The sequence below is a fragment of the Mesorhizobium sp. RCAM 05099 genome (genome assembly GCF_059683685.1).
Genome location: NZ_CM185035.1, coordinates 4,935,085 through 4,947,417, shown reverse-complemented (window position 1 = coordinate 4,947,417; position 12,333 = coordinate 4,935,085). Strand labels below are relative to the sequence as shown.

The following is a 12,333-nucleotide window of genomic DNA, read 5'->3' as shown; positions in this document are numbered from 1 at the left end:
GCTGCCTTGAGCCGGCTCCAATGCCGGGCAGGGTTATTTTATGTCTCACAACACGTTCGGCCATCTTTTCCGCGTCACCACCTGGGGCGAAAGTCATGGCGCCGCGCTCGGCTGCGTCATCGACGGCTGTCCGCCCGGCATCCGCTTTACGCGCGATGAAATCCAGGAAGAACTCGACAAGCGCCGGCCGGGACAGTCACGCTTCGTCACCCAGCGGCGCGAGCCCGACGAAGTGAAGGTGCTGTCCGGCTTCATACTCGACGAGGACGGCGAGACGATGATCACCACCGGCACGCCGGTGTCGATGCTGATCGAGAATGTCGACCAGCGTTCAAAGGACTATGGCGAGATCGCCCGCCAATACCGGCCGGGCCATGCCGACTACACCTATGATGTCAAATATGGCGTGCGCGACTATCGTGGCGGCGGCCGCTCCTCGGCCCGCGAGACGGCGGCGCGCGTCGCGGCCGGCGCGCTCGCCCGCAAGGTGGTGCCCGGCATGGTGGTGCGCGGCGCGCTGGTGTCGATGGGCGAAAAATCGATCGACCGCGCCAACTGGAACTGGAATTTCATCGGCGACGCGGAAAATCCGTTCTTCACCCCTGATCCTGCTTCCGTTCCCGTCTTCACGCAGTATCTCGACGGCATCCGCAAGGCCGGCTCCTCGGTCGGCGCGGTGATAGAGATCGTAGCGGACGGCGTTCCGGCAGGCCTCGGCGCGCCGATCTATGCCAAGCTCGACCAGGACATCGCATCCGGCCTGATGTCGATCAACGCGGTCAAGGGTGTCGAGATCGGCAATGGCTTCGAAGCCGCCCGCATCACCGGCGAGCAGAATGCCGACGAGATGCGCATGGGCAATGACGGCAAGCCGGTGTTCCTGTCCAACAATGCCGGCGGCATTCTTGGTGGCATCTCGACCGGCCAGCCAATCATCGCCCGTTTCGCCGTCAAGCCGACGTCCTCGATCCTGACGCCGCGAAAGTCGATCGACAAGGACGGCAACGACGTCGAGATCATGACCAAGGGCCGCCACGACCCCTGCGTCGGCATCCGCGCGGTGCCGATCGGTGAGGCGATGGTTGCGTGCGCCATTGCCGATCATTATCTGCGTCATCGCGGACAGACGGGGAAGGGAATAGGCAGTAGGGAATAGGCGGTAGGCCGCCCGATACAGCCTTTTCTTTTCCCTACTGCCTTACTGCCTAATTCCCTGCGAGCGAAGCGAGCCGCCCATGCCTTACGACCAGAAGAAGATCGTCGAAGCCCTGCGTGCTTTCGAGCGCGGCGAGATCGTTGTCGTCATGGACGATGACGGGCGCGAGAACGAGGGCGACCTGATCGTCGCCGCCGTCCATTGCACGCCGGAAAAGATGGCGTTCATCGTCCGCCACACCTCCGGCATCGTCTGCACGCCGATGCCGCGCGAGGAGGCCAAGCGCCTCAACTTGCAGCCGATGGTTGCCGACAATGATTCGGCGCACACCACCGCCTTCACCGTCAGCGTCGATTTCAAGCACGGCACCACGACCGGCATTTCGGCCGAGGACCGTACGCTGACCGTTCGCAACCTCGCCAACGGCAATGTTGGCGGTTCGGATTTCGTGCGTCCCGGCCACATCTTCCCACTGATCGCGCGCGAGGGGGCGTGCTGATGCGCTCGGGCCATACCGAGGCGGCGGTCGACCTGTGCAAGCTCGCCGGTCTGCCCCCGGTCGGCGTGATTTCGGAATTGGTGAACGACGACGGCACGGTTAAGCGCGGCCCGCAGGTTGCCGCCTTTGCCGAGCAGCACGGTCTCAAGCAGGTTTCGGTTGCCGACCTCATCGCCTACCGGCAGCGTAAGGAAACGCTGGTCGAACGCGTCGCCTGTTCGGATATTGAAACGCCGGGCGGCAAGGCGCAGGTCTTCACCTACACGCTGCCGTGGGATTCCATGCATCACGTCGCCATCGTCTTCGGCGACATCCGCGACGGCGAGGATGTCCCGGTGCGCCTGCATTCCGAGGATGTCGTAACCGACGTCTTCGGCACCAGCCATCGGCTCGACGGCATTATGAAAACGATGGGCGAACGCAGGCGCGGCGTCATTGTCTACCTGCGTGAGGGCTCGGTCGGCGTCGCCCATCAGGAACGCAAGCGTCCCGCCTCCGGCGACCGCGAGGATCATGATGAGGCGCGCCGCCGCGAGAACGAATGGCGCGAGATCGGGCTCGGAGCGCAAATCCTGAAGGATCTCGGCATTTCCTCGATCAACCTGATCGCCTCGCGCGAACGCCACTATGTCGGCCTCGAAGGTTTTGGCATCCACATCGCCAAGACCGAGATTCTCTGAAGGTCAGTCGACACAGGATAGCGCCCGGCCGTTCGAAACCGGGCGCTTCGCGGATCATTCCGCGGGAATGATACCCGCTTCGCATCCGTCAGGCTTCGCAGCGGATCGCCAATTCGCAAGAACCTGAAGCGACGTCGAAAATGGCGGTAGCGGCCTTCAAACAGTTGCTTGAGGGCCTGCTCAAAAGGCCGGGTTCGCGGCCGAACTGAAGGCGCCATTGACGGCTTGGCGCAGCTATCGCAATTGACAATAGCCGGGTTGAGCGCATCCTCTCCCACCATCTCTGAGGGGAGATTCGGGCATGTGGGATTTCGATATCGGCAGGTCGGTGTCCATCATGATGCGGACCTGGCCCTTCATTGTCTTTCGCATGATCGTCTATTTCGGCATCACGCTGGCCTATATCGTGGCGACCGGCACCGGCGCCTCCGTCGGCTATGGCGTCGGCCATATTTCCACCGATCCTGACGGGCCGTTGTCGTTTGCCTTGTGGGGAGGCGTGGTCGGTTTCGGCGTCGTTTCGATTGCCGTCTACTGGATCCGCGAATACATCCTCTACGTCGTCAAGGCCGGCCATGTCGCCGTCATGGTCCATCTGATCGACGGCCGCGACATTCCCGACGGCCAGGACCAGATCGCCTATGCCGGGCAAGTCGTCACCCAGCGTTTCGCCGAGGCCAACATCCTTTTCGTCGTCGACCAACTGGTCAAGGGCGCCATCCGCGCCATCACCGGCCTGCTTGGCGGCATCGCCGCCTTCCTGCCGATCCCGGGGTTGAACGGCCTGGTCTCCTTCATCAACACGGTGATCCGCCTGTCGCTGACCTATGTCGACGAGATCATCCTCGGCTACAACATCCGCATCAATTCCGCCTCGCCTTTCGAGACGGCGCGGCAAGGCGTCGTGCTCTACGCCCAGAATGGCAAGATCATGGTCAAGAACGCCGTCTGGCTGGCAGTCATCATGTGGGGCGTGTCCTTCGTCATCTTCCTGCTGATGCTGGCCCCTGCCGCCGCCATTCTCTTCATGATGCCCGGGCAGCTCGCCGGCTGGGCTTTCGTGCTCGCCATCGTCTTCGCCTGGGCCTTCAAGGCGGCCTTCATCGAACCCTTCGCTATCGCCTGCCTGATGCAGGTCTACTTCAAGACCATCGCCGGCCAGGTCCCCGATCCCGACTGGGACGCCCGGCTGGCCGAGGCATCGTCGAAGTTCAGGGAGCTCAAGGACAAGGCGCTGGCCTCCTTTGGCGGCTCGCGCTGGGGCACGGCCGGCGCGACACGCTGATCAGCGGAGCTTGCGGTCGCCACCGTAGCATCGACGGTGTTGAGGCGCGCCACGGTCGACTTGAGCAGCGCTTCGCCTTGCCCGCAAAACGTCTCGCTCATGATCAGCTCCGGCAGCGGCAGCCGGCGGCCCCAGCCATGTGTTTCGAGGTCCGGTTTGGGGGCGAACTCGGAAACGCGGCCGACGCAGAGATAGGCGACAGGCGTCACATGCTCGGGAATGGACAGCAGGCTTTTCAGCGCTTGCGCCTCGATGATGCTGACCCAGCCGACACCGACGCCTTCGGCGCGCGCCGCCAGCCAGAAATTCTGCACCGCGCAGACCGTGCTGTAGAGATCCATCTCCGGATTGTGCCAGCGTCCCAGCGGTGAATCCTTCGAGCGCCCGCGATCGCAGGTGATGCAAATGTTGAGTGCGCTTTCGCAAATGCCTTCCAGCTTGAGCTTGCGGTACAGCGTTTGCCGTTCTGCCTCGATGGCCGGCAGCTCCTGCTCGCGCGCCGCCAGGAACAGGTCGCGCACCTTTTCCCGTCGTTTGGCGTCGCGGATGACGATGAAATTCCATGGCTGCATGAAGCCGACCGACGGCGCATGGTGGGCGGCAAGGAGCAGCCGCGCCAGCACGTCATCGTCGAGCGCGGTGGGAAGGAAATGGCTGCGCACATCCCGCCGCGTGAACATGGCGCGATAAACCGCATCGCGCGCTTTCTGGTCAAATCCGTCGCCAACAGGAGCGGTCATGTGTTCCGGCATCGCTTGTCCCCTTGCGATTGCAATCAATGCCAGCCGCCTGACCATGCGGATGACGATGCCTGCCAGGCCGGTCTTCTGGCTCGGGATCAACCCGCGTCCGGCGCCTTCCCGTCATCGACAGTGGCACTTACCGGCGCGGTCCCCCTCACAGCGTTGGGCACGCCACGGAGTTCAACCGTGTTCCCGATTCTCCCGCTTGCGGCGGGCACCAGGCAGTGACGGCGACCTTACGCCGAAGCGCCAGCGACGCCAATGCCCGCAGCGACACCAATGGACGCAGGCGTGATTTTCCCCAGCCATCAGCCGCCTGCTCATGGCCTTTGTCGATCCGGGCCACTAGATTAGGACGATGGTTACCCGTCTCTACACCCATCCGATCTTCCTCGAGCACATCACGCCCCCCGGCCATCCCGAGCGGCCGGACCGCTTGCGCGCCATCGAGCGCGTGCTGGACGATGAGGCATTTGCCGCTCTCGACCGCGTCAAGGCGCCGGAAGGCGACGAGGCGACCATCCTCTACGCGCATCCCGCCGATTTCGTCGCGCGCGTCCGCGCCGCCATTCCCGACGAGGGCATCGCCCGCATCGACGCCGACACCACCGCCAGCCCGAAGAGCTGGCAGGCGGCGATCACGGCGATCGGCGCCGCCAACGCCGCCGTCGACGACGTCTTCACGGGCCGCGCCGACAATGCCTTCGTCGCCGCCCGGCCGCCGGGCCATCACGCCGAGAAGACGACGGCGATGGGTTTCTGCCTCTTCAACACCGCGGCGATCGCGGCGCGCTATGCGCAGAAGAAATTCGACGCCGAGCGTGTCGCCATCGTCGATTGGGACGTGCATCACGGCAACGGCACGCAGGACATTTTCTGGGACGATCCCTCCGTGCTCTATTGTTCGACGCACCAGATGCCGCTTTATCCCGGCACAGGGGCAAAGAACGAAACCGGTGCCGGCAACATTATCAACGCGCCACTGGCGCCGCAGACCGGCAGCGAGGTGTTTCGCGATGCCTTCCTGTCGCGCGTGCTTCCGGCGCTCGACGATTTCGCGCCGGACCTGATCATCATTTCGGCCGGTTTCGACGCGCATCACCGTGATCCGCTGGCCGAGATCAATCTGACCGAGGACGACTTCGACTGGGCGACAGGCCAGCTGATGCAGCGCGCCACGCGCCACAGCGGCAACCGGCTCGTCAGCCTGCTCGAGGGTGGTTACGATCTGCAGGGACTGGCATTTTCGGTCGCCGCCCATGTCGGGCGACTGATGAAAGGATGAATGATGGCTGGTGAGACCAACGAAGACGTCAAGGCGATGAGCTTCGAACAGGCACTCGACGCGTTGGAGAAGATCGTCGATGATCTGGAGCGCGGCGACGTGCCGCTCGATCAGTCGATCAGGATTTATGAGCGCGGCGAGGCGCTGAAGGCGCATTGCGACCGGTTGCTGAAGGCCGCGGAGGACAAGGTCGAGAAGATCAGGCTGTCGCGCGACGGCAAGCCGGTCGGAACGGAGCCGCTCGACGCGGACTGAGGCGCGGCCCGAACGATGGTCTTGCCTCACCGGTTTTTGGACACGATCATGATCGAGGATGGAACGCGTCCCGACTGAAACGGCTCCAGGACAAGAGGAGGTTCGGAAACGATGTGCAGAAACATCAAGACCCTGTTCAACTTTGATCCGCCCGCAACCAACGACGAAATCCGCGACGCGGCACTTCAGTTCGTTCGCAAGCTCAGCGGAACGACACGGCCCTCGAAGCAGAACCAGCATGCGTTCGACCACGCTGTCGATGCGATTGCCGCGTCAGCGCGCGAACTGCTCGATTCTCTCGAGACCCATCAGCATCCTCGCAATCGCGAAGAGGTTGCGGCCAAACTGCGGGCCAAGGCGGCGATCCGGTTTGCCTGAGGCGTCCAATGCGGTCGTCGACCGCTGACAAGGAGATATCGTGAGCTTCTTCCCCGGGAAAGACCCTGAGGTCGGCGATGCCTTCGCCAGCGACCAGATCGAGCTGATGGTCATTCCGAACGCCAAGGACATTGGCGGTTTTCAGGTGCGCCGCGCCCTGCCGACCGCCAAGCGGCGACTGGTCGGTCCGTTCATCTTCTTCGATCGCATGGGCCCGGCCATCCTGCGCGCCGGCCAGGCGCTCGATGTCCGCCCGCATCCGCATATCGGACTGTCGACGGTCACTTATCTGTTCGACGGCAAGATCAGGCATCGCGATCCGCTCGGCACCGAGATGGTCATCCAGCCCGGCGACGTGAACCTGATGACCGCCGGCCGCGGCATCGTCCATTCCGAGCGCACGCCCGAGGAATTGCGCGGCGCACCGATGTCGGTCTCCGGCCTGCAGACATGGCTGGCGCTGCCGGACGGCAAGGAAGAAGTGGCACCGGTATTCGAGAACACTGGCGCGGTGCTTCTTCCCGAGATCGATGCCGAAGGCGTCAGCGGGCGCGTCGTCATCGGTGATTTCCAGGGAATGCGGTCTCCGGTCAGAGCGTATTCCGACACGCTCTATGCCGACCTGCGCCTGGCCCCCGGCGCCAGCGTGAGAATTCCAGCCGATGCGGAAGAGCGCGCCATCTACACGTTGGAGGGTGAGGTCGCGATTTCAGGGGATATTTTTCCAGCGGAACGCCTGCTGGTGTTCCGGCCCGGTGACGAAATCGTCGTGTCGTCGCAGGGCGGCGCGCATTTCATGCTGTTTGGCGGCGCTTCGCTCGGCTCGCAGCGTTACATCTGGTGGAATTTCGTCTCGTCGTCCAAGGAGCGCATCGAACAGGCCAAGCAGGAATGGAAGACCGGCCGCTTCGATATCGTTCCTGGAGATGAGGAAGAGTTCATCCCGCTGCCGGAGAGCTAGGGTATGATCCCGAAAAGTGGGAACCGGTTTTCGGAAGAGATCATGCCCAACAGTTAGAGCCGTGGATCGACGCGCGTCACAGACACGCATTTACATTCGCCGGCCGGCGGCCTATTTCGCCGATGAATAGAGAGCCTGAGCCCGTGAACGCAACGCTGCATACGCCGCTTCTCGACAAGGTCCGCATTCCGGCCGACTTGCGCACGCTTGCCGAGAGCGAGCTGCCGCAACTGGCATCCGAGCTGCGCGCCGAATTGGTCGACGCCGTGTCCCGCACCGGCGGCCATCTTGGCGCCGGCCTTGGCGTGGTCGAGCTGACGGTGGCGCTGCACTATGTCTTCAACACCCCGGATGACCGGCTGATCTGGGATGTCGGCCACCAGGCCTATCCGCACAAGATCCTCACCGGCCGCCGCGACCGCATCCGCACCTTGCGGCAGGAGGGCGGCCTGTCCGGCTTCACCCGCCGCGCCGAGAGCGAGTACGATCCCTTCGGCGCCGCCCATTCCTCGACATCGATATCGGCCGGTCTCGGCATGGCCGCCGCCCGCGACCTATCCGGCGGCCGCAACAATGTCATCGCCGTCATCGGTGATGGCGCCATGTCGGCTGGCATGGCCTATGAGGCGATGAACAATGCCGGCGCGCTCGATGCCCGTCTCATTGTCATCCTCAACGACAACGACATGTCGATCGCTCCGCCGACCGGCGCCATGAGCGCCTACCTGGCGCGTCTGGCCTCGGGCAAGGCCTATATCGGCCTGCGCGACTTCGGCAAGAAACTGACCTCCTATCTCGGCAAACGCGCCGACCGTGCGATCACCAGGGCGGTCGAGCATGCACGCGGCTACGTCACCGGCGGCACGCTGTTCGAGGAGCTCGGCTTCTACCACATCGGCCCGATCGACGGTCACAATCTCGAGCATTTGATCCCGGTGCTGAAGAATGTCCGCGACAATGGCAAAGGCCCGGTGCTGATCCATGTCGTCACCCAGAAGGGCAAGGGTTATGCGCCGGCGGAAGCCGCCGCCGACAAGTATCATGGCGTCAACAAGTTCGACGTCATCACCGGTGCGCAGGCCAAGGCGCCTGCCAACGCGCCGGCCTACACCAAGGTGTTCGCCGAAAGCCTGATTCAGGAAGGCCGCGAGGACGACCGCATCGTTGCCGTCACCGCCGCCATGCCGAGCGGCACCGGCCTTGACCTGTTCGGCGAGGTGTTTCCGGCACGGACCTTCGATGTCGGCATTGCCGAGCAGCACGCGGTGACCTTCGCCGCCGGCCTCGCCACGGAAGGTTACAAGCCGTTCGCGGCGATCTATTCGACCTTCCTGCAGCGCGCCTACGACCAGGTCGTGCACGACGTCGCGATCCAGAAGCTGCCGGTGCGCTTCCCCATCGACCGCGCCGGCTTCGTCGGCGCCGATGGCGCCACCCATTGCGGCGCCTTCGACACAACCTTCCTGGCGACGCTGCCCGGCTTCGTGGTGATGGCGGCCGCCGACGAGGCGGAATTGCGCCACATGGTGCGAACCGCGGCGAGCTATGATGATGGCCCGATCGCCTTCCGCTATCCGCGCGGCAACGGCGTCGGTGTCGACATGCCGGAACGCGGCTCGGTTCTCGAAATCGGCAAGGGTCGTATCGTCAGGGAAGGCACCAAGGTCGCCCTTCTGTCCTTCGGTACGCGCTTGCAGGATTGCCTGATCGCCGCCGAGGAGCTTGGCGCTGCCGGGCTTTCCACCACCGTCGCCGATGCCCGTTTTGCCAAACCGCTCGACGAGGATCTGATCCGGCGGCTGGCCCGCTCGCACGAAGTTCTGGTGACGGTGGAAGAGGGCGCCGTTGGCGGCTTCGCCAGCCACGTGCTGCAGTTCCTCGCCCATGAGGGCCTGCTGGAAAGCGGCCTGAAGGTGCGCCCGCTGGTGTTGCCCGACGCGTTCACCGACCACGCCAAGCCGGAAAAAATGTATGCCGATGCCGGTCTCGACGCCGCTGGCATCGTGCGCACCGTGTTCACAGCGCTTGGCCATACGGTTCGCGCGCAACGCGCCTGAATCAAAACCTCAACGGCTTGAATCGATTTGCCGGCTTGAATTCGTAACGTATTGTTTACGCTGCCGTTTGGTGCTTTGCTTACCGTGTCTCTTGGCCGTTTTTCAATGGCGCCCTGCTAGATCATGATCAGGCAGGGAGATAACAACAATGAGAACGCTTCTGTGTGGCGTGGCCCTCTTGGTGGTCATTGTCGCGCCGGCCGCCGCCGAAACGCGCTATGATCGCAGCCTTGAAAAGGCTGCCATGGGCATCGTCGCCGGCAAGATGGGCGATATTCGCGGCGGCTTTTCCTATAAGCAGGTGCCGCAGCTCGTGGTCCTCCCGGACCCTGTTCCGGCGCCCGCGGTTGCGACCGAGCATCCACGCGAGCAAGCTTCGGGGGATCGAGACGACGGTTTGTCTCCAGCCGTCGAGCGCCAGGTTTCGCGAAAGTCGCGCACGCAGCGGCCATCGCGTGGCAGGTCGTCGTAGATGTCGAGGCCATCGAAATGGTCGATCGGCAAGTCGGCGACGGCCTCCGGTGGCGCAAGTCTCACATTGACGGCGATTCGCGTTCGACCGCCGGCGCTCGAGCCCAAGCCACGCCAGGCCAGCACGCAGGCGCAGGTCGGGCAGAACAGGATCTCGAGCGAAGGCGCATCCTTCCCGGCGCGCGTATAGCTACTCGTCGGTCTGGCGACGCGAATGCGTTCGTCGACATAATCGTAGGCCCAGAGCACGCCATAGCGACGGCAGAGGGTGCAATTGCAGGCTGTGATGGATCCGGGATCGCCCTCCAGGGTCCAGTGGGCCGCACCACAGTGGCAGGTTCCCGTCAGCATCCGCCCTCCTTCGAGTTCCGACAGCAAGCTGCTGTCTCCTTACCATTGTGCCGGACCCGATGCGATATTCGATGGCCGCGGAGCGGCTTGATGCGTTCCGCTTTCCGACGATGTTCCTTGTCCCGCCCCAATATCCTTGCCTTCGCGGCCGGCTTTCGCCATGAAGGCCGATGAACTCGCCTCTGCCAGCCAGCACACGCCAGCGGCTCGACGAACTGCTCGTCCAGCGCGGGCTGTTTGCCAGCCGCTCGCGTGCCCGCGACGCGGTAGAACGCGGAGCCGTCACGGTTGACGGGGTGATTGCGCGCAAGCCCGGTCAGAACGTTTTGCCGCAATGCCTGATTGCCATCGACGACCCGGCGCAAGGTTACGTGTCGCGCGCGGCGCTCAAGCTGATCGGCGGGCTCGACCATTTCGGCCTCGATCCGGCTGGCCGCGAGGCGCTCGACATCGGCGCTTCGACCGGTGGCTTCACCCAGGTCCTGCTTGAGCGCGGCGCTGCGCATGTCACCGCGATCGATGTCGGTCATGGCCAGATGCATCCCGATGTCGGCGGCGATCCGCGGGTAACCCTCATCGAGGGCCTGAACGCCCGCGACCTCACAGCGGCCGATCTTGCCGGCCGTATTCCGGACTTTATCGTCTCCGATGTCAGCTTCATTTCGCTGAAGCTGGCGCTGCCGCCGGCGCTTGCCATTGCGAAGGCTGGCACCGGCGCCGTGTTTCTGGTCAAGCCGCAATTCGAGGCGGGTCGCGAAGCGATCGGCAAGGGTGGCCTGCTGAAAGATCCCTACGATGCCTCCCGCGTCGCCGGCCTGCTGCAGGATTGGCTTGACGCCATTCCCGGCTGGCGCTCGCTCGGGCTGCATCTGTCGCCGATCGAAGGTGGCGACGGCAATCGCGAATTCCTGCTCGGTGGGATCAAGGATCGATGACCACGCGCTTCACCATCAGGAAACTTGGCGCCCAGGGCGACGGCATCGCCGAAACCGAAAGCGGTGATCTGTTCATTCCCTTCACCTTGCCTGGCGAAACCGTCACCGCGGCGCGCGAAAGGGACCGCGCCACGCTGATGGCGGTGCTGGAGACCTCGACGCTGCGCATCGATCCCGCCTGCCGCCATTTCACCGAGTGCGGCGGCTGCGCTCTCCAGCATCTCGAAGCCGAAGCCTATCGCCAATGGAAACGCGACAAGGTGGTGCACGCCTTGAGGGGCATCGATTGCCAGATTGGCGAGTTGGTCGCCTGCGCGCCGCACACGCGCCGCCGTGTTGTGCTCGCCGCCCGGCGCGCCGAAACGGGCATGTTGCTCGGCTTCAATCGCCATCTGTCGCCGGAAATCATTCCGATATCGGAATGCCCGATCTCGCTGCCGGAGATCGTCGCCGCGCTCGACCGGTTGAGGGCACTCGCCGAATTGGTTTGCGCCACCACCAAATCGTTCCGGATGGCGGTCACCGTGACCGGATCGGGCCTTGACATCGCGGTCTACGAGTCCGGGAAACTGGGTGAGAACCAGCGTCGGGTCGCCTCCAACTTCGTCATGGCTCAGGGATTTGCCCGGCTTTCGATCGACGACGAAATCGTCATCGAACCGAAGAAACCGGTGGTCATGTTCGGCGGCGTCGCGGTCGCCGTTCCGCCGGGCGCCTTCCTGCAGGCGACGGCGGCCGCCGAACAGACGATGGCCGATATCGTCGGTGGACATCTGGCCCGGGCCAAGAAGGTCGCTGATCTGTTCGCCGGTTGCGGCAGCTTTGCGCTTAGGCTTGCGGCGAAGTCGGAAGTCCATGCGGTGGAGGGCGACGCGGCGGCACTGTCGGCGCTCGACCGGGGGGCACGCTTCGCGACTGGCCTCAAGCGGGTGACGGGCGAACGCCGCGACCTGTTCCGCCGGCCGCTGACGTTCAAGGAACTGAACGCTTTCGACGGTCTGGTGTTCGACCCACCGCGCGCCGGCGCTGAGGACCAGTCGAAGCAGATCGCTCGTTGCGACGTGCCGCTTGTCGCCGCGGTGTCCTGCAATCCGGTGACGCTGGCGCGGGATTTGCGCATCCTCATCGACGGCGGCTACACCTTGAAAAGCGTGACGCCGATCGACCAGTTCCTGTGGTCATCCCACGTCGAGGCGGTGGCGCTGCTGGAGAAGCCGAAGCGCCGTCGCTGAGGTGGAAGCAAGCATGGCAATCAAGGTTCGAGGCGAGCCTTGATT

General features: G+C 64.0%; 10 protein-coding genes, 4 pseudogenes and 1 riboswitch. Of the genes and pseudogenes, 12 read left to right on the top strand and 2 right to left on the bottom strand.

Annotation, left to right across the window (positions count from 1 at the left end):
- Positions 1-40 precede the first annotated feature (40 nt).
- The 4 genes and pseudogenes from aroC (at position 41) to AC56QQ_RS24525 (ending at position 3,620) form a co-directional block, all read left to right on the top strand.
- Entirely contained in the window at positions 41-1,156 is a 1,116-nt protein-coding gene (aroC, locus tag AC56QQ_RS24540) for a chorismate synthase (protein ID WP_497123693.1), read from the top strand.
- A 79-nt stretch (positions 1,157-1,235) separates the two neighbouring features.
- Positions 1,236-2,335 (top strand): annotated as a pseudogene (gene ribB, locus AC56QQ_RS24535) (3,4-dihydroxy-2-butanone-4-phosphate synthase).
- 89 nt (positions 2,336-2,424) lie between these two features.
- Positions 2,425-2,544: pseudogene (locus tag AC56QQ_RS24530) on the top strand (TetR/AcrR family transcriptional regulator); the annotation flags it as partial.
- Between the two features lie 92 nt (positions 2,545-2,636).
- Positions 2,637-3,620, top strand: coding sequence for a hypothetical protein (locus AC56QQ_RS24525; RefSeq protein ID WP_497123692.1), 984 nt, complete (start codon positions 2,637-2,639; stop codon positions 3,618-3,620).
- A gap of 170 nt (positions 3,621-3,790) precedes the next feature.
- Here AC56QQ_RS24525 and bluB read toward each other — a convergent pair.
- Positions 3,791-4,300 (bottom strand): annotated as a pseudogene (bluB, locus tag AC56QQ_RS24520) (5,6-dimethylbenzimidazole synthase); the annotation flags it as partial.
- A gap of 120 nt (positions 4,301-4,420) precedes the next feature.
- Positions 4,421-4,600: riboswitch (cobalamin riboswitch) on the bottom strand.
- Positions 4,601-4,721: 121 nt separating this feature from the next.
- Between bluB and AC56QQ_RS24515 the strand changes: the two are divergent.
- From AC56QQ_RS24515 to AC56QQ_RS24490, 6 genes are all read left to right on the top strand, one after another.
- Entirely contained in the window at positions 4,722-5,648 is a 927-nt protein-coding gene (locus AC56QQ_RS24515) for a histone deacetylase family protein (RefSeq protein WP_497123691.1), read from the top strand.
- Positions 5,649-5,651: 3 nt separating this feature from the next.
- Positions 5,652-5,903 carry an exodeoxyribonuclease VII small subunit gene (locus AC56QQ_RS24510; RefSeq protein ID WP_013532792.1) on the top strand — a complete coding sequence of 84 codons (252 nt, stop codon included), beginning with the start codon at positions 5,652-5,654 and terminating at the stop codon, positions 5,901-5,903.
- Between the two features lie 111 nt (positions 5,904-6,014).
- Positions 6,015-6,281, top strand: a complete 267-nt coding sequence (locus AC56QQ_RS24505; RefSeq protein WP_489860399.1) for a DUF2277 domain-containing protein — start codon at positions 6,015-6,017, stop codon at positions 6,279-6,281.
- A gap of 40 nt (positions 6,282-6,321) precedes the next feature.
- Entirely contained in the window at positions 6,322-7,242 is a 921-nt protein-coding gene (locus AC56QQ_RS24500; protein WP_497123690.1) for a pirin family protein, read from the top strand.
- A 122-nt stretch (positions 7,243-7,364) separates the two neighbouring features.
- The gene (dxs, locus tag AC56QQ_RS24495; protein WP_497123689.1) at positions 7,365-9,299 is read left to right on the top strand and encodes a 1-deoxy-D-xylulose-5-phosphate synthase; all 1,935 of its coding nucleotides are present in this window, start codon (positions 7,365-7,367) and stop codon (positions 9,297-9,299) included.
- Positions 9,300-9,447: 148 nt separating this feature from the next.
- On the top strand, positions 9,448-9,771 hold the full coding sequence (locus AC56QQ_RS24490; RefSeq protein ID WP_497123688.1) for a hypothetical protein: 324 nt from the start codon (positions 9,448-9,450) through the stop codon (positions 9,769-9,771).
- Here the strand turns inward: AC56QQ_RS24490 and AC56QQ_RS24485 are convergent.
- A pseudogene (locus AC56QQ_RS24485) lies at positions 9,732-10,121 on the bottom strand (GFA family protein); the annotation flags it as partial. The gene AC56QQ_RS24490 and the pseudogene AC56QQ_RS24485 sit on opposite strands and share 40 nt — an antisense overlap.
- 170 nt (positions 10,122-10,291) lie before the next feature.
- Between AC56QQ_RS24485 and AC56QQ_RS24480 the strand changes: the two are divergent.
- Complete coding sequence (locus AC56QQ_RS24480) at positions 10,292-11,056, top strand: TlyA family RNA methyltransferase (protein WP_497123687.1); 765 nt, start codon at positions 10,292-10,294, stop codon at positions 11,054-11,056.
- Positions 11,053-12,288, top strand: a complete 1,236-nt coding sequence (locus AC56QQ_RS24475) for a class I SAM-dependent RNA methyltransferase (protein WP_497123686.1) — start codon at positions 11,053-11,055, stop codon at positions 12,286-12,288. Before AC56QQ_RS24480 ends, AC56QQ_RS24475 begins: the two co-directional genes overlap by 4 nt.
- The last annotated feature ends 45 nt before the right edge of the window (positions 12,289-12,333 follow it).

What these genes read in the sequence shown, in the direction of transcription:
- aroC (WP_497123693.1), top strand. Translation starts at nt 41, where the DNA reads ATGTCTCACAACACGTTCGGCCATCTTTTCCGCGTCACCACCTGGGGC.
- AC56QQ_RS24525 (WP_497123692.1), top strand. Translation starts at nt 2,637, where the DNA reads ATGTGGGATTTCGATATCGGCAGGTCGGTGTCCATCATGATGCGGACC.
- AC56QQ_RS24515 (WP_497123691.1), top strand. Translation starts at nt 4,722, where the DNA reads ATGGTTACCCGTCTCTACACCCATCCGATCTTCCTCGAGCACATCACG.
- AC56QQ_RS24510 (WP_013532792.1), top strand. Translation starts at nt 5,652, where the DNA reads ATGGCTGGTGAGACCAACGAAGACGTCAAGGCGATGAGCTTCGAACAG.
- AC56QQ_RS24505 (WP_489860399.1), top strand. Translation starts at nt 6,015, where the DNA reads ATGTGCAGAAACATCAAGACCCTGTTCAACTTTGATCCGCCCGCAACC.
- dxs (WP_497123689.1), top strand. Translation starts at nt 7,365, where the DNA reads ATGAATAGAGAGCCTGAGCCCGTGAACGCAACGCTGCATACGCCGCTT.
- AC56QQ_RS24490 (WP_497123688.1), top strand. Translation starts at nt 9,448, where the DNA reads ATGAGAACGCTTCTGTGTGGCGTGGCCCTCTTGGTGGTCATTGTCGCG.
- AC56QQ_RS24480 (WP_497123687.1), top strand. Translation starts at nt 10,292, where the DNA reads ATGAACTCGCCTCTGCCAGCCAGCACACGCCAGCGGCTCGACGAACTG.
- AC56QQ_RS24475 (WP_497123686.1), top strand. Translation starts at nt 11,053, where the DNA reads ATGACCACGCGCTTCACCATCAGGAAACTTGGCGCCCAGGGCGACGGC.